We start from the raw sequence: 15908 nt of genomic DNA, 5'->3' as shown, positions 1-15908 counted from the left end.
ATTGAGGGGGATTTGCTGTTCGCCTCACCCGCCCCCCAGCCAGCCAACTGCTAGCATCCCGCCATGGATTCCCTCTCCCAGATCGTCCTTGGCGGCGCCATCGCGGCGGCCATCGCGCCCGCCGCCCACCGCCGCGCCGCCCTGCTGGCCGGTGCGGCGCTCGGCACGCTGCCCGACCTCGACAGCCTGCCCATCCTGCTGCTCACCGACGATCCGGTGGCATTGATGACGATGCACCGCAGCTTCAGCCATTCGCTGTTCGTGCTGCCGTGGGTGGGCGGGTTGATCTGGTGGCTGTGCAAGCAACGCAATGGCCGCGTCGCGCAGGCGCCGGCGCGCTGGTTCTGGGCGATCCAGCTGGCGCTGATCACCCATCCGCTGCTGGACGCATTCACCGTCTACGGCACCCAGTTGTGGTGGCCACTGCAACCACATCCAACGATGTGGTCGAGCGTCTTCATCATCGATCCGCTGTACACGATCTGGCTGCTGATCGCCTGCGTGCTGGCGTGGTGGTGGCGCGACCGGACCGCCGCGCGGCGTGCGTTGCTGGCCGGACTGGTGCTGAGCAGCGCCTACCTGGGCTGGTCGCTGCTGGCCAAGGCCCAGGTCGATCGGGTCGCCGAACGCTCGCTGGCGGCGATGGGGCTGGACGATGCGCCGTACTTCAGCGTGCCGATGCCGTTCAACACGCTGCTGTGGCGAGTGGTGGCGATGACGCCTTCCGGCTATGTGGAGGCGGAGTATTCGATTGCTTCGGATCGCGGCGCGATGGCATTCCGCGGATATCCGTCCAATGTGCAGGCGCTGGCCGAAGCCCGCGGGATTCCCGCCGTGCAACGCCTGCAATGGTTCAACCGCGGCTTCATGCGCGCGCGGGTACGGGACGACGGCGTGCTGGTGCTGTCGGACCTGCGGATGGGACTGGAGCCGGACTACAACTTCAGTTTCGAGGTCGCGCGACGGCAGGGGGGCCGCTGGCAGCCGATGCCGCCGGTGCAACAGCCCTGGCAGGCGCCGATATCCGGCTGGAGCGGGCTGCGGACGCTGCTGGCGGCGATGTGGCATCGCATCTGGCATGCCGATGCGCGCACCCTGCGCAGCGTCATCGTGGAGGAACCGCCGACGGAGACCGCGATCCCGGGGGCGCCGTGAGTGAAGCGGTCCGGCGGTACGGATAGTCAGTAGACCGTGGCGCTGGCCTGCACGAACGCGTAGAAGAACACCGCGTTCGGATCGTTCTGCACATCGTTCATCTCGCGGCGCATGCCTTCGACGACGTCCGGGGTGACCCGGCCGGCCTCCAGCAACTGCTCGGACGCCGACAGCAGCAATTCCTCCCAGAACGCGATCATGGTCTTGCGCCGCGCCGGTTCGCGATTGTCGAAATGGAAGGTCTTGATCTCGGTCTGCACGTCGCGGAAACCGCCGGCCAGCAGCAGGTTGCCGAGCTTGGCGCCGACGAACGGATCCCCGCCGTTGTCGTACTGGAAATCGTTGAACGCCATCCAGTAGCGCCAAACGTTGGGCGAGTAGGGATGCAGCAGGAACGAGGAGTTCATCACCTCGGTGACGTAGACCGGCGAGCCGGGCGCGAGCACGCGGCGCACCTCGTTGAGCACCCGCTGCGGCGAGGGCACGTGTTCCAGTACCCAGCACAGGAACGCGGCATCGAAGGTGCGCGGTTCGAACGGCAGGTTGGTGGCATCGGCCTGGTGCAGCTCGTAGCGTTCGCGGCACCAGGGCATCTGGGCCAGATTGCGGCGCGCGGCTTCCAACTGCAGCGAATTCAGGTCCACGCAGGTCACGTGGATGTCGGGGAACCGCCGCAGCAGGATTTCGGTCTGCGCGCCGACTCCGCTGCCGACTTCCAGCACCCGCCGCACGCCGGTGTAGTCGATGCGGCTGAAGATGGTGGATTCGGCCAGCCGTGCCTGCTTCATCAGGCGGGCCTGCTCCACCGGCGAGAAACCGTGCAGATACGCGGGAGACGGGGATTCGCTCATGGCACGGCTCCGGTCAGGCGGCGGCGGGCAGCTCCGGGACGACGCCCGCGATCAGGGCGTCGAAGTAATCGGTGGTCAGCGCGATCTGCGCTTCGGCGGTTTCGGCGCGGTTGACCACCGCGCGGAAGGCGGCGTTCTCGGGACGATCCTTCGCATACCAGCCCAGGTGCTTGCGGGCGATGCGCACGCCCTGCGCCTCGCCGTAGAACCCATGCAGCGCATGCAGGTGGCCGAGCAGGACATCACGGACTTCCGACAGCGCGGGTGCGGGCAGGAGATCGCCGGTGGCCAGGAAATGCGCCACCTCGCGGAAGATCCATGGCCGGCCCTGCGCGGCGCGGCCAATCATCACCGCGTCGGCGCCGGTGGCCTTCAGCACGGCCACGGCCTTGTGCGGCGAATCGACGTCGCCATTGGCGAACACGGGGATGCGCAGTTCGGCCTTGATCGCGGCGATGGTGTCGTACTCGGCCTGGCCGGTGTAGTGCTGGTCGCGGGTGCGTCCGTGCACCGCCAGCGCGGCGATGCCACTGGCCTCGGCGATGCGCGCGATCACCGGCCCGTTGCGGTGGTCGCAATCCCATCCGGTGCGGATTTTCAGGGTCACCGGGACGTCGACCGCGCCGACCACGGCCTCCAGGATCCGCGCCACCAGCGATTCGTCGCGCATCAGCGCCGAGCCGGCCCAGGCGTTGCAGACCTTCTTGGCCGGGCAACCCATGTTGATATCGATGATCTGGGCGCCGTGATCGACGTTGTAGCGCGCGGCCTCGGCCAGCTGGCGCGGCTCGGTGCCGGCGATCTGGACGCTGATCGGCGCCGGCTCGCCGTCGTGGTCCATGCGCCGGCGCGATTTGTCGGTCTTCCAGAAGCGCGAGTCGCTGATGGTCATTTCCGACACGGCCAGTCCGGCGCCCAGCCGCTTGCACAGCTGGCGGAACGGCTTGTCGGTGACCCCGGCCATGGGAGCCAGGATCACCGGGGTATCGATGCGGTGCGGACCGATCTGCATGCGCGCATTGTAGTGCGGCGGACGCGCGAGAACGTGTGCCTACAGGCTGGGCCAGACCTGCAGGGTGCCGGCAAGATAGAACCCGCCGAGTCCCAGGCAGGCGACCGAACTGACGATCCAGAAGCGGACACCGTTGTAGCCGGGCCGAAGCGCGGCGATGGCCACGCCGGCGATTCCGCGCAACAGCAGGACGGCGGTGATCGCGGGCAGGATGAAGCGGGTGGCCGGCAGGGTGGGAAGCATTCCCGCGCCGGCCAGCGCGTACAGCGTCCAGATCCCCAGTACGATCGTGATCGCGCCGGTGATGACCGTCGGCCGCCATCGGCGCTCGCGCGACCAGCGGACCATCCGTTCGCCGGCCCCCAGGGCGTCGTACCAGGCGGGACCGAACGCGATGCAGCCGATATGCAGCAGCGCCGCGAGCGCCGTGCCCGTCGCGGCCAACAACAGCGCCGTATTGCCTTCCATGCGAATCTCCGGAGTCGGGACCCGATCCTGGACGAGGCGCGGGAGGAGGGGCAATGCGACGGAAGGTCGCAGCATACGCCGCGAGCGCGGCGCGGACGGTCAGCGTGCCGGATCGGGCGCGCGCCGCGGAAGCGCGGCGATTGGCTGCCGATGGAAACGAAGGAACAGGGAGGCGCGGCCGGTGGTCGACCGGGCCGCGCGGAAGGACATCAGGCGGTCTCGTCGACCACCTCGGCATCCGGGGCGTTGCTCTTCACCGATGCGATGCCGTTGTCGCGGCTGGATTCGGATTCGTACATCTCGCTGGTGCCAATGACCTGGCTGTTGCCGGCCAGCAGATTGAAGAAGAACTTGTTGTTGCTGGACACCTTGTGCTCGTAGCGGGCGTCGTCGGTGCTGTTCTTCTTCACGGAGTCGATGCCGTTCTTGCAGCCGGCCTTGTCGGCGTAGCCCTGGCTGCTCAGGATGACCTGGCCGTTGCCGGCCTTCAGGTTGAACTGGAAATCGCCGTTGCTGCGCTTGCCGATCACGAACTTGCCTGCCATGAAGTCCTCCTTGGAAACGGGTGGCCTGGCGAGCTTAGCCGTGGCGTCTTAAGGATCCGTGACGGTACGACGACGGCGCGCGCGCCAGAACAGGAAGCCGGTGACCAGGAAGAATGGCGGCAGCAGGCCGGACGCCGCCACCGCCCATTGCCACGGCCAGCCGCCGATGAAGCCGCCATGCAGCGGATACATGGCCTCGTCGATGCGTGCGCCCGCGCCCTGGCGGGTGGCGGTGTGGACCTGGACGACGCGGGCGGCGTAGGGGTCCAGCCAGACCTGGCTGCGCCCGTTCGGATGCCATTCGCCGATGGCCCGGTAGCGGATGGTGACCAGGGCGTCCTGGTCGTCCGGCGGGGAAATGCGCCGCAGTTCCCCGCCTTTCACTGCCGCCTGCGCGGCGCGCAGGATCGCGGCCCAGTCGACGTCGGCTTCGCGCGGCGCCATCGGCAGCGGCGGCACCACCTCGGGACCGTCGTCGAAACTCCAGCGCAGCGCCGGCCGGACCGCGTCGTGATAGACGATCGCCACGCCGGTCACCGTCGCCAGCAGCAGCAGCGGCAACAGCACCGCGCCGGTGCTGCGGTGCCAGCTCAGCCAGCGCCGGGTCGGCGGGCCGGCGTGCCAGCGCAGGCTGGCGGCCAGCGCGCCCTTGCGCGGCCACCACAGGTACAGGCCGGACAACAGCAGGAAGATCGCGATCAGCCCGCAGATGCCGAGCAGATCCTCGCCGGTTTCGCCATACAGCAGGTGGGTATGCAGTTCGCGCAGCCACAACACCGGATCGTTGTCGGCGTTGCGGATCAGCAGCAGTTCGCCGCTGGCAGGATCAAAATAGCGGCGTTCGCCGTCCGGGAAATACGCCTGCCAGACCGGCAGGCGCGCGGTGGGAATGTCCACCGAGCGCAGGCCGCGCGGCTGCCATTCGGCCAGCAGGCGTGCGAACGCCTTTGCCTGTGCATCCGTGCCCGGCAACGGCCGCCGGGTCCATTCCGGATGCTGGGCGAGCAGGATTTCCCGCTGGAAGGTCAGCACGGTGCCGCTGAGCGCGACCAGCGCGAACACCGTGCCGACAATCAGCCCCAGCCACAGGTGCAACCACTTCAGCGCGCCGCGCACGCGATGGCGTGGCGGCGTGGAAGCGGATGTGGCCTGGCGGTGCGACATGCGGGGCGTTGTGGCGGCAGCCGTTCAGGAGTGGCCGTTCAGAACCGGTGCGACCAGCTCAGCGACAGCACCCGTCCACGCCCGGCGACATAAGTGTCCTCGCGCGGCGTGCTCTGCGAGTAGTAGGTCACGTACTGCTCGTTGAACAGGTTCTCGATGCCGACGCTGAGCGTGCCGACCGGCAGACGGAAGCGACTGAGCAGATCCACGGTGGTGTAGCCGTTGAAGCGGGTGTTGGGATTGGTGACACCGCGGAAATCGAAGCTGCGATCCTGCGAGCGGCTGGCCTGCAGGCGCAGATCCGCCGACGGCGTCACCGGCACTTCCCAGAAGGCGGTCCAGCGGTCGGGGCTGACATTCACGCCCGGCAGGTCGCTGTCCACCCGGTTGTCGCGATCGCTGTCGTAGCGGCCTTCGCTGCGTGCGTACGCAACGCCGGCGCGCATGCCGTTCTCGGCCTGGTAGGCGACGCTGCCGTCGATGCCCTTGATCTCGGTGCGCTCGCGCGCGACCTTGTAGGTGCGGGTGGCGGTGTCGTAGTTCAGGCGCGCGCCGAGGTCCGAATCGGACCAGTACGCCGCCAGGTGCACCAGCCAGCGGCCGTTGTCGTAATCCAGGCCGATTTCCTGGTTGTCGGCGATGACCGGCTGCAGATCGACGAGGTTGGCGACACGCTGGTCGGGCGCGGTGATGCCGCGCAGGACGCGGCCGATGTCGGCGACGGTGTAGCCCTCGGAGTACGAGGCGTAAAGCTTCAGCGTGTCGGTGACTTCCCAGACGATGCCGGCGTTGGGCATGGTCTCGCGGGTTTCCGGTTCGCCGCCCTCGACGAAGTAGCGGGTGCCGCGGACGCCCGGCGGATTGGTGCGCTGATCCGGAACGGTCAGGTAGTCGTCCACCTTCAGCTTGCCGCGCTCGTGGCGCAGGCCGGCGGTGAACATCAGCGATTCGGTCATCCACCATTCGGCCTGCACGAACGGCGACCACGATTCGTAGATGGTCTCCGGCACCCAGGCCATGCGCGCGCGCACCAGTTCCTGTTGGGTCTTGTCGCGGGCGATGTCCAGGCCCAGGGTCACGCGCAGGTTCTGGTCGAACAGGTTGCCGCGCGACCAGCTGAACTTGCCGCCCAGTTTCTCGGACAGGTTCTGCGACTGATCGAACCAGTGCGGGTCGCGGCCGTCGCCCCAGAAGTCTTCCCAGTCGGTGCTGCCGTAGCGGCCCTTGAAGTCCACCCAGTAAAGCTGCGCCTGCAGGTAGCCGCCGGCCAGGTCCTTGTCGGTGTAGTCCACGCTCAGCGAGGTGGACAGGTTGCGGGTGCCCTCGCCGGGCTTGCTGCCACGCACCGAGGTCGCCAACTGGCCGGTGGCCGGGTTGCCGTTCACCGTCACATAGTCGTTGTTGCCCACCAGCTCGTAGCGGTTGGCGCTGAGCTGCAGGCGACGGTTCTCGTCGATGTTCCAGCCGGCCTTGGCGAACAGGTTGTGGCTGCGCGCGTCCATCAGATCGCCCTGCACGTCGTTGACCGCGATCGCGCGGCCGTCGCCGTCGTAGTACAGCCCTTCGCTGGCGTAGGAGGCGCCGCCGACGAAATCGAACGCGCCCTCGCGCATGCCGAACACGTAGGAGGCGCGGTAGCCGGTGCTGTCGCTCTCGTGCGGCAGCGCGGTGCTGGTGCCCACGGAAACATCGTGGAAGCGATCGCCGTCCTTGCGCGGCGCGCGCTTGGTGATGATGTTGATGATGCCGCCGGAAGCGCCCAGGCCCTGCATCGCGTTGGCGCCATGGATGACTTCGATGCGTTCGATCATCGCCGGATCGATGGTGTGGCCGTCACGGCCGCCTTCGCGCAGCGGGGTGGACTGCGGCACGCCGTCCACCAGGTACAGCGGCTTGCGGCCGCGCAGGTTCTCGCCGGCGTTGGTCAGCTTCTGCCGCGAGGGCGTGAACGAGGGGATCAGGTTGGCCAGCACCTGCGACAGGTCCTGGGTCAGCGCCAGTTGCTGGTCGAGCTGGACCTTGTCGATCACGGTGATGGTGTTGGGCAGCGCGGCGGCGGAGTCGGGGATGCGGCTGGTGCTGGCCGAGACGCTGACGCGGTCCAGTTCGACCGGCGCGTCGGTGGCGCCGGTCTGGGCGTGCGCAAGGGTGGGGAGGGCGGCCAGCAGGGCGGCCGCCAGCAAATGGGGACGATGGGAATGCATGGGATGGGGGGTGGAGTGAAATCGGCGGCATTGTAAATGAGAAACGTTATCGGTACGAGCGCGGGCCGGCTTCCGGAATGGCGCGGCGTCCTGGCTTTTTAGGAGCTTTCCGATGGTCCCCAGGGCGGCCGGCATGGTCTTTTCCGGAGGCGCGCCGGGAGGGGAATCCCCGGCGCATCGCCCGGAGTCCTCGCCATCCCATGAACAGCTGGAACATAGAACCGAACACGGTGTCCGATGGGGCCGGATCGCTTCCGCCGGACGCCCCGAGGGCGCCCCAGAACCCTGCCTCGCCATTCGCCACCGCGCAGGAGCCCAGGCTCAACGAAACCGCGCTGACCGCGATGGCGGGGGCGCGCCAGGCCTTCTTCACCGGCCTGGGCAACGTCAGGCCGTATCCACTGCCGCCGCCCCGGCACCCTGTCTTCACCCGCGGTCCGATCTGGCCGGCGCTGCGCCAGGCCTGGCGGGTGATCCAGCGTCCCGATACCACGCTGATCTTCAGCGATGGGCTTTCCGATCCTTTCGACCCCTTCGACCCGGGCAATCCGTTGGACGCCGCCGGCGCGGGCACGACGACGCCCGGTCTGGGGATCGAGGTCTACGCCGAAGCGCGTGGCGCGCTGGCCGATCCGGGGACCTCCTGGTTGTTCGATCTGGTCCACCAGGTCAGCCAGAACGCGGTGGCCCACGGTCGTTTCCTGTCGCTGCTGCGCGAGCAGGGCGCCTTCAGCCTGCAGATGAGGGTGGCGGGCCTGCCCGATGCCTGGCGTTCCGCCAGCGGGTTGGTGACCGTCCTGGTTGGCGTGCGCGCGGCGACCGTGCCCGCCGCGTTCCCCTCGCCGCGCGGCCGGGTCAGGGCGGTCGCGCTGACCATGCTTCCCGCGGCCCGCCGGTTGGCCCTGGAGCAGGAGGAGGGTGGCTTCGTCGGTCAGTTGGCTGGTTTGGTCGAGCAACTGGGCGAGACCCCGGGCGGACACCTCAACGATCCCGCGCCCGCCTTCGGGAGTCCCGCATGAAGCGCGGGAGCGGTTTCGCCGAGCGTGTCGCCGCGGCCTTTCCGGTCGCCAATCCGCTACCGCCCCTGCTTTGGCAGGCGCTGGACTGGCTGGACGTGAATGGCTTTGTCGGCGGCGGAAGAAGCGGGCAGGTCGCGCGCCTGTATCCCGGCCAGGAACCGGGATCCTCGCGGGTGACGCTGAGGATACCCGCGAGGGACGACACCCGGGCCTGGACGCGCAGCGAGCATCCGCGGGTCAACGACCGCCTGGTGCTGTTCGTCGATACCGGCTTGGATGGTTCCCGCGCCGGCCTGTGGCTGGACGACCATGGCCACCAGCGGCTGGTCCATGTCGGCGCGCCCGAAGGGCCGGCGCTGCTGTGCGAACTGGCCGACGATCCGGTGCACCTGCTGCGCCTGCTGGCCCTGGGCTATCCGGAACTGTCGGCGCCGGACTATTTCGCGATGGCGCCGGCCGAGGCCTATGCCATGGGCTATGGCCTGGCGGAAGACTATCTGGCGCCGCTGCGGTTCCGCGCCTACGTCGAACGCGATCTGGATCTGGACGTCCCGGCGACCGCATCGATCATCGTCAGGCGGATCGCCAGCCTGCATGATCGCCAATCCGATGATCGCTTCTGGCGCTGGCTGGCCGAAACCCGGAATGGACAGGCGTGACAGCCGTGGCCGCCGCCGCCGCCGTACGAATCAGTCGCCGAAGCGCGCCTGCACGTCCGCCCGCGTGGGCATCGCCAACGCCGCGCCCGCGCGTTCGGTCGACAACGCGGCATAACGGTTGGCGAAGCGCACGTGCTCGGCGAACGCGGCGTCCGGCGCATGCACCAGCGACGCGGCCAGCGCACCGTTGAAGGCATCGCCCGCGCCGGTGGTGTCGATCGCGGTCACCGACTCGGCCGCGTGCCGATAGAACATCCTGGCATCGCCGCGTTGCTGTTCCTCGGCGTGCGAGACGAACACGCCGGTGGCGCCGAGGGTGATGACCACCGTCCCGCGCGGCAGCACTTCACGGCACAGCGCGTGCAGGCGCTGGCCATCCAGCGCGGCCACATCCTCCGGTGCCACCCGTTCGCCGACATGGCGGGCGAGCAGGGCGGCGAACTCGGTTTCGTTGGGTGTCAGCACGTCGGCCAGCGACAGCAGCTCGACGGTGGTCGCGGAGTTGGCCGGGGCGGGGTTGAGCAGCGTGGGCACCCCGTGTCCGCGCGCAGCGCGCAGGGCGGCCAGCACGCTGTCCAGCGGTGATTCCAGTTGCACCAGCAGCGCGCCGCCGCCGGTGATCGCGTCGCGTTGCGTCTCGACGAAATCGACCGACAGATCCGCGTTGGCGCCGGCGCCAATCACGATGGTGTTGCGCCCCATCGCATCGACGTAGATGCCGGCGGTGCCGGTCGGTTCGGCCGATGCCTGCGCGATCAGCGTCACGCCGTTGTCCGCGGCCAGGCCGCGCGCCAGTTGCCCGCCGGCGTCATCGCCCAGCGCACAGACGAAACGCGTGTCCGCGCCCGCGCGCACCGAGGCGATGGCCTGGTTGAAGCCCTTGCCGCCGGGACCGGTGTCGTAGCGGCCGGCGATGGTGGCGCCGGGCGCCGGCAGCTGATCGCAGCGCCAGACGTGATCGACATTGAAGGAACCGACGAGGGTGACGCTGGGCATGGAGGTGGTCAGCTTGTTCCGGGCGGGGCGGTTGCCCGCTGGAGCACATCGTCTCCGGCGGCGTGGTAGCGGAAGGCGGCGATCAGCCGAAGTGGGTCAGCACGCCGGCAATCGTCGCGGTCATGAAGGTGGCGATGGAACCGCCCAGCACCGCGCGCAGGCCGAAGCGCGCCAGGTCGGCGCGGCGCTCCGGCGCGAGGCCGCCGATGCCGCCGATCTGGATCGCGATCGAGCTGAAGTTGGCGAAGCCGCACAGCGCATAGGTCGCGATCAGGCGGCCTTCGTCGCTCAGCATCATGCCCGGCACCTGGCCGTTCACGACCTTGGCCAGTTCGGTGTAGGCGACGAATTCGTTGATCACGACCTTCTGGCCAATCAGCGAACCCACGGTGGTCGCGTCCGCCCACGGCGTACCGATCACCCAGGCGATCGGCGCCAGCAGGTAACCCAGCAGGGTGGACAGGCTGGTCGGCTTGCCCAGCATCGCCTGCAGGCCGCTGATTTCGCCCAGCCAGGTCAGCGGGGCGTTGAGCAGCGCGATCAGGGCGATGAAGGCCAGCAGCATCGCGCCGATGTTCAGCGCCAGGCGCAGGCCGTCGCCGGCACCGGCCGCGGCCGCATCGATGACGTTGCTGGTGGTCTTCTCCACTTCCATCTTCACCGTGCCGCGGGTCAGCGGCGTGCCGGTTTCCGGAATCAGCAGCTTGGCCACGACCAGGGTGGCGGGCGCGGCCATGATCGAGGCCGCCAGCAGGTGCTTGGCGTAGAACGCCTGCTGCACCGGATCGCTGCCGCCGAGCATGCCCACGTAAGCCGCCAGCACGCCGCCGGCGATGTGGGCCATGCCGCCGATCATCATGGTGATCAGTTCGGACTCGGTCATCCGCGGGATGTACGGGCGCACGGTCAGCGGCGCCTCGGTCTGGCCGATGAACACGCTGGCGCACACGCTGGTGGTTTCGGCGCCGGACACGTTCATCACCTTGGTGATGGCCCAGGCCATTGCCCGCACCACCGCCTGCATCACGCCCAAGTGATACAGCACGCCCATCAGCGCGGAGAAGAAGATGATGGTGGGCAGGACCTGGAAGGCGAAGATGAAGCCCACCTTGGAGGTGTCCATCAGGCCGCCGAAGATGAAGTTGGAGCCCTCGTTGACGAAGCTCAGCACCTTCACGAAGCCCTGGCCCAGCCAATCGAACACGTCGCGGCCGCCGGGCACCAGCAGGACGATGGCGGCGAAGCCAATCTGGAGCAGGATGCCGGTGACCACCAGCCGCCAGTCGACGGCGCGGCGATTGTTCGAGAACAGCCAGGCGATACCGATCAGTACCACCAGGCCGAACAGGCCGAAGCCGATCCGCCCCAGAGCTTCCACCATGCAATCCCCCAGACCACTACGCGTCGTTCAAAGGCGGGCAGTCTAGCAGGCCGGGCGAGCCGGCCTGCCTGAATCGCGCTCCAGCGGGGCTCAGCCGACCCCGAAGCAGGCCACCCACGCGGCCAGGCCCAGGAACACCAGCGCCGCGACCGTGCGCGCCAGCTTCAGCGGCAGCCGGTCGGCGAACCGGTGGCCCAGCCACACCACCGGCAGGTTGGCCACCAGCATGCCCAGGGTGGTGCCGGCGATGACCTGCCACAGCGGGTCGTAGCGGGTGCCCAGCAGCACCGTCGCCACCTGGGTCTTGTCGCCGATTTCGGCCAGGAAGAACGCGACCGTGGTCGCCACGAAGGCGCCGTAGGCCGGCAGTTTCTCTTCGTCCTCGTCCAGCTTGTCCGGCTTGAGCGTCCACAGCGCGACCGCCAGGAAGCTCGCGGCCACGCCCCAGCGCAGCACGTCCGGCGACAGCCAGCGGGTCAGTTCGGCTCCCAGCCAGGCGGAGATGGCGTGGTTGACCAGGGTTGCGGCGAGAATGCCCCAGGCGATCGGCCAGGGCTTGCGGTAGCGCGCGGCCAGCAACAGGGCGAGCAGTTGGGTCTTGTCGCCGATCTCGGCGAGCGCGACCGTGCCGGTGGAGACCAGCAGGGCCTGGAACGACAGCAACATCAGGAACTCCGGGGCCGGGCTTCGCATGGACGCGAAGGCAAACGCACGCAGCCCGGCCCGGGTCGCGTCGCGCTTGCCTTCGGTCTTGCCCGACGAAGCCTTTGCTTCGTCCCCCGCACCATGGCGTGCCGCCAAGTGTGTTGATGCAGGGTATCCGCGCGTGGCGGACGGGCTACTCCCCGGAGGTAAGTGCGCGCATTCTAGCGGAGGCCCGCGGGCGCGGGCGTAAACTGTTCTCATTTACCCGTCCGTGCGAGGTTGCCGTCCATGCAGTACCGCCGCCTGGGAAGCTCCGGATTGCAGTTGTCGGCACTCTCCTTCGGCAGCTGGGTGACGTTCGGCGATCGCGTCGGGCGCGAAGCCGCGCGCGATCTGCTGGCCTGCGCGTGGGACCATGGCGTCAATTTCTTCGACAACGCCGAAAGCTATGCCCAGGGCGCGTCGGAAACGGTGATGGGCCAGGCGTTGCGCGACCTCGGCCTGCCACGCGACGGCTATTGCGTCTCCAGCAAGGTCTTCTTCGGTTCGGCCGAAACGCCCCGCCCGACCCAGCGCGGGCTCTCGCGCAAGCACGTCACCGACGCCTGCCACGCGGCGTTGGCGCGTCTGCAGGTCGATTATCTGGATCTGTTCTTCTGCCATCGTCCCGATCCGGAAACGCCGATCGAGGAAACGGTCTGGGCGATGGACGCGCTGGTCCGGCAGGGCAAGGTGCTGTATTGGGGCACCTCGGAGTGGCCGGCGACGCAGATCCGCGAGGCCGCCCGCGTCGCGCGCCAGCATCACCTGCACGGCCCGACCATGGAGCAGCCGCAGTACAACCTGCTGCGCCGCCAGCGGGTCGAACTCGAATACGCGCCGCTGTATGCCGAACTCGGCCTCGGCACCACCACCTGGTCGCCGTTGGGCTCCGGCCTGCTGACCGGCAAATACAACGACGGCATTCCGGACGATACCCGCCTGGGCCACGCCGGCAACGAGGAGTTGCAGCGGATGGTGATCGGCACCGCCGGTGACCGCAAGCTGGAGCGCGCGCGCCGCTTCACCGCGCTGGCGGCCGAACTCGGCGAAGCCCCGGCGCCATTGGCGATCGCGTGGTGCCTGCGCAATCCGCATGTGTCCACCGTCATCACCGGCGCCAGCAGGGTCGGGCAACTGCAACAGAATCTGACCGCCATCGATCTGGCGCAGCGTTACGACGAAACCGTCTGGGAACGACTGGGCGCCGCCGCCAGCTGACAACAAATGAAGTGACATCACCCCCCTCCCCCGTTCACGGGGGAGGGTCGGGGTGGGGGCAAGCCGGAGCCACTGATCCCGACGCTCCAATCAGCCATCAAACGCCCCCACCCAAAACCACCACAACACATGACCAATCCCGCCGCGTGACTCCAACGTTCACACGGCACCATGTACCCCCTCCTCCGTTCCCGGGGGGAGGGCTGGGGTGGGGGCAAGCCGAAGCCGATGATCTCGACGCTCCGATCAGCCACCGAAAGCCATTCACCCAAAACCACCACAACACATGACCAACGACACGGCGTGACTCCCGGCAGGGGAGTCCGCGAGGTGACGATGCCGATACTGCGGCCCTATCCGCAGGAGCGGCCATGACCTACGCAATCCGGACCTTCGATCTGCAGCGCCGCTTTCCCGGCGGCTTCGGCGTGCAGTCGCTCAACCTGCATGTGCCGGCGGGCACCGTGTACGGCTTCCTGGGGCCGAACGGCGCCGGCAAGACGACCACGGTGCGCTTGTTGCTGGGCCTGCTGCATCCGGATCGCGGACGGGTGGAACTGTTCGGCCAGCCGCTCGTGCGCGATGACCGGCGGGTACTGTCGCGGGTGGGTGCGTTGGTGGAATCCCCTTCGTTGTATCCCCACCTCAGCGGTCGGCAGAACCTGGAGGTCACCCGCCGCCTGCTCGATCTGCCGCGCAAGCGCATCGACGAAGTACTGGATCTGACCGGATTGCGCGACGCCGGCGATCGGCGCGTGCGCGAGTATTCGCTGGGCATGCGCCAGCGCCTGGCGCTGGCCCTCAGCCTGCTGCCTTCGCCCGGCCTGCTGATCCTCGACGAGCCCAGCAACGGCCTGGATCCCGCCGGCATCCTCGACATGCGCCGGTTGCTGCGGGAGCTTGCGCAGCAGGGCATTACCGTGTTCGTCTCCAGCCACCTGCTTGGCGAGATCGAGTTGATTGCCAGCCATGTCGGCGTGCTGCAGGCGGGGCAGCTCCGTTTCGAAGGACGGCTGGAGGAACTGCGGTCACGCGCGCGCCCACGCCTGCAGATCCGCTGCGACGATCCCGCGCAGGCCGCCGAGACCCTGCGCCAGGCAGGCGAGCGGATCAGCGATCTCGATGCGGAAGGACTGAAGGTCCACCTGCATCTGCGCAGCGAACAGGACATCAATCGCCTGTTGGTCGGCCGCCGAATCGGTGTTTCCCATCTGGCGCGCGAGGCGGTGTCGCTGGAATCACTGTTCTTCACCCTCACCGGCGATCCCGCGCAGGAGCAGGCGGCATGAGCGCGATCATTCCCGCAAGCCTGCGCGCGCTGTCCGCCGAATCGTTGAAACTGAAGGGCACGTTGGCACTGCGCCTTTGCTTCATCGCGCCGGGGCTGGTGGTGGCGCTGTCGGTGCTGCAATTGCTGCTAAGCAAGGGCGGGCAACCGCTGGCGACGCCGCTGCTGGCGTGGGAGCGCTTCATCCAGGGCGTGATGCTGCTGTGGGCGTTCCTGATGTTGCCGCTGTACGTGACCCTGCAATCGGCGTTGCTCGCCGGCCTCGAACACGGCGAACGCCAGTGGAAGCACCTGTTCGCGTTGCCGGTTCCGCGCAGCGCCCACTACCTGGGCAAGCTGATCATCCTGATCGGAATGGTGGCGCTGGCGACGCTGGTGCTGGCCGCGCTGATTCCGCTGGGGGGATGGCTGCTGGTGCAACTGCACAATCCGCTCGGCATCGGCGGCCCGGTGCCCTGGGCCTTCCTCGGTCTGCGCGCGGCGGTCATCCTGGCCGCGTCCGCCTGCATCATCGGCCTGCACCTGTGGATCGCCCTGCGCTGGACCAGCTTCACCGTGGCGGTCGCGACCGGCATGACCGCCACCGTGGCCGGATTCCTGATCGGCCAGTCGGCCCGCTTCGGACCGTGGTATCCGTGGACCTTGCCGATGCAGGTGTTCGCGGGGCAGGGCGAACTGATGGGACAGGTCGCCGTGACCGGCCTGCTGGGCGGCGTAGCCGCCGTGGCGCTGGGTCTGTGGGACTTCGTGCGTCGCGAATACCCCTGAATTCCGGCCATTGACGGCAAGGGCGGAAACGCCAGCCGGGAATTGAAAAAAAGATTTGACTAGCCAATGAGAATCATTATCATTTGAGTGGCCCGACCCGGAGCCCACCACCATGATCTCGAACGTCACCTCATTGCCGAACGTCGAACCCCTGTCGCTGCGCGACCGTCTGCCTGCCCGGCCGGCCGCCCTCGCCGAGGACGTACTGGACAGCCACGTGCTGCTCAAGGGCCAGCGCGAAGTGCTGATCCGCCACGGCGACAAGATCTATCGCCTGCGCCACACCAGCAACGACAAGCTGATCCTCACCAAGTAAACACCGCCGCCGCGGCCGCGCCCCAACGCTCTCTCTCCCCGGCGGGGCGCGCCGCCGCGGTGGTGACCTTCTCTCTCCGCCTGGGCGCCAGCCATCGGTTCGACCGGCCCGCCAGCCTTCCAGGTTTCCCGCCACCCACGGTGCGCACGCGTTGCGCGCCGGGAAACCGATCAAGGA

The 15908-nt window shown here is 68.3% G+C and carries 16 protein-coding genes; 7 read left to right on the top strand and 9 right to left on the bottom strand.

Annotated features, from left to right (window positions below; all coding sequences use genetic code 11):
- The first annotated feature begins 63 nt into the window (after positions 1 to 63).
- Positions 64 to 1155, top strand: a complete 1092-nt coding sequence (locus FHW78_RS18380; RefSeq protein WP_183644092.1) for a metal-dependent hydrolase — start codon at positions 64 to 66, stop codon at positions 1153 to 1155.
- 26 nt (positions 1156 to 1181) lie between these two features.
- Here the strand turns inward: FHW78_RS18380 and FHW78_RS18375 are convergent, their stop codons facing one another.
- The 6 genes from FHW78_RS18375 to FHW78_RS18350 form a co-directional block, all read right to left on the bottom strand.
- Entirely contained in the window at positions 1182 to 2006 is an 825-nt protein-coding gene (locus FHW78_RS18375) for a class I SAM-dependent methyltransferase (protein ID WP_141453905.1), read from the bottom strand.
- 13 nt (positions 2007 to 2019) lie between these two features.
- A complete protein-coding gene (gene dusB, locus FHW78_RS18370) occupies positions 2020 to 3018 on the bottom strand; it encodes a tRNA dihydrouridine synthase DusB (protein WP_183644088.1) in 999 nt (332 codons plus the stop codon).
- A gap of 39 nt (positions 3019 to 3057) precedes the next feature.
- Positions 3058 to 3486 carry a hypothetical protein gene (locus FHW78_RS18365; RefSeq protein WP_183644085.1) on the bottom strand — a complete coding sequence of 143 codons (429 nt, stop codon included), beginning with the start codon at positions 3484 to 3486 and terminating at the stop codon, positions 3058 to 3060.
- Between the two features lie 209 nt (positions 3487 to 3695).
- The gene (locus FHW78_RS18360) at positions 3696 to 4031 is read right to left on the bottom strand and encodes a YegP family protein (RefSeq protein WP_183644082.1); all 336 of its coding nucleotides are present in this window, start codon (positions 4029 to 4031) and stop codon (positions 3696 to 3698) included.
- Between the two features lie 48 nt (positions 4032 to 4079).
- Positions 4080 to 5195 carry a PepSY-associated TM helix domain-containing protein gene (locus FHW78_RS18355; RefSeq protein ID WP_183644079.1) on the bottom strand — a complete coding sequence of 372 codons (1116 nt, stop codon included), beginning with the start codon at positions 5193 to 5195 and terminating at the stop codon, positions 4080 to 4082.
- 38 nt (positions 5196 to 5233) lie between these two features.
- Positions 5234 to 7399: a TonB-dependent receptor gene (locus FHW78_RS18350; RefSeq protein ID WP_183644076.1), complete on the bottom strand. Its 2166-nt coding sequence runs from the start codon at positions 7397 to 7399 to the stop codon at positions 5234 to 5236.
- Between the two features lie 200 nt (positions 7400 to 7599).
- Here FHW78_RS18350 and FHW78_RS18345 point away from each other — a divergent pair, with 200 nt between their 5' ends.
- Positions 7600 to 8418 (top strand): hypothetical protein, encoded by an 819-nt coding sequence (locus tag FHW78_RS18345; RefSeq protein WP_183644073.1) that lies wholly within the window; start codon positions 7600 to 7602, stop codon positions 8416 to 8418.
- Positions 8415 to 9077, top strand: a complete 663-nt coding sequence (locus tag FHW78_RS18340; protein ID WP_183644070.1) for a hypothetical protein — start codon at positions 8415 to 8417, stop codon at positions 9075 to 9077. Before FHW78_RS18345 ends, FHW78_RS18340 begins: the two co-directional genes overlap by 4 nt.
- A 30-nt stretch (positions 9078 to 9107) precedes the next feature.
- Here the strand turns inward: FHW78_RS18340 and FHW78_RS18335 are convergent, their stop codons facing one another.
- The 3 genes from FHW78_RS18335 to FHW78_RS18325 form a co-directional block, all read right to left on the bottom strand.
- Positions 9108 to 10073, bottom strand: coding sequence for a ribokinase (locus FHW78_RS18335; protein ID WP_183644067.1), 966 nt, complete (start codon positions 10071 to 10073; stop codon positions 9108 to 9110).
- Positions 10074 to 10155: 82 nt separating this feature from the next.
- Complete coding sequence (locus FHW78_RS18330; RefSeq protein WP_183644064.1) at positions 10156 to 11454, bottom strand: nucleoside transporter C-terminal domain-containing protein; 1299 nt, start codon at positions 11452 to 11454, stop codon at positions 10156 to 10158.
- A gap of 90 nt (positions 11455 to 11544) precedes the next feature.
- Entirely contained in the window at positions 11545 to 12120 is a 576-nt protein-coding gene (locus FHW78_RS18325) for a TMEM165/GDT1 family protein (RefSeq protein ID WP_183644061.1), read from the bottom strand.
- A 267-nt stretch (positions 12121 to 12387) separates the two neighbouring features.
- Here FHW78_RS18325 and FHW78_RS18320 point away from each other — a divergent pair, with 267 nt between their 5' ends.
- From FHW78_RS18320 to FHW78_RS18305, 4 genes are all read left to right on the top strand, one after another.
- Entirely contained in the window at positions 12388 to 13359 is a 972-nt protein-coding gene (locus tag FHW78_RS18320) for an aldo/keto reductase (RefSeq protein WP_183644058.1), read from the top strand.
- A gap of 371 nt (positions 13360 to 13730) precedes the next feature.
- On the top strand, positions 13731 to 14648 hold the full coding sequence (locus FHW78_RS18315) for an ATP-binding cassette domain-containing protein (RefSeq protein WP_183644054.1): 918 nt from the start codon (positions 13731 to 13733) through the stop codon (positions 14646 to 14648).
- The gene (locus FHW78_RS18310) at positions 14645 to 15415 is read left to right on the top strand and encodes an ABC transporter permease (protein WP_183644042.1); all 771 of its coding nucleotides are present in this window, start codon (positions 14645 to 14647) and stop codon (positions 15413 to 15415) included. The genes FHW78_RS18315 and FHW78_RS18310 overlap by 4 nt, the downstream gene beginning before the upstream one ends.
- Positions 15416 to 15527: 112 nt before the next feature.
- Positions 15528 to 15731: a hemin uptake protein HemP gene (locus tag FHW78_RS18305; protein WP_183644039.1), complete on the top strand. Its 204-nt coding sequence runs from the start codon at positions 15528 to 15530 to the stop codon at positions 15729 to 15731.
- The last annotated feature ends 177 nt before the right edge of the window (positions 15732 to 15908 follow it).

It is taken from the genome of Pseudoxanthomonas sp. OG2, from assembly GCF_014192765.1.
GTDB lineage: Bacteria > Pseudomonadota > Gammaproteobacteria > Xanthomonadales > Xanthomonadaceae > Pseudoxanthomonas_A > Pseudoxanthomonas_A beigongshangi.
The sequence above is the reverse complement of the archived record's forward strand: the minus strand, read 5'-3'. Positions and strand labels throughout refer to the sequence as shown.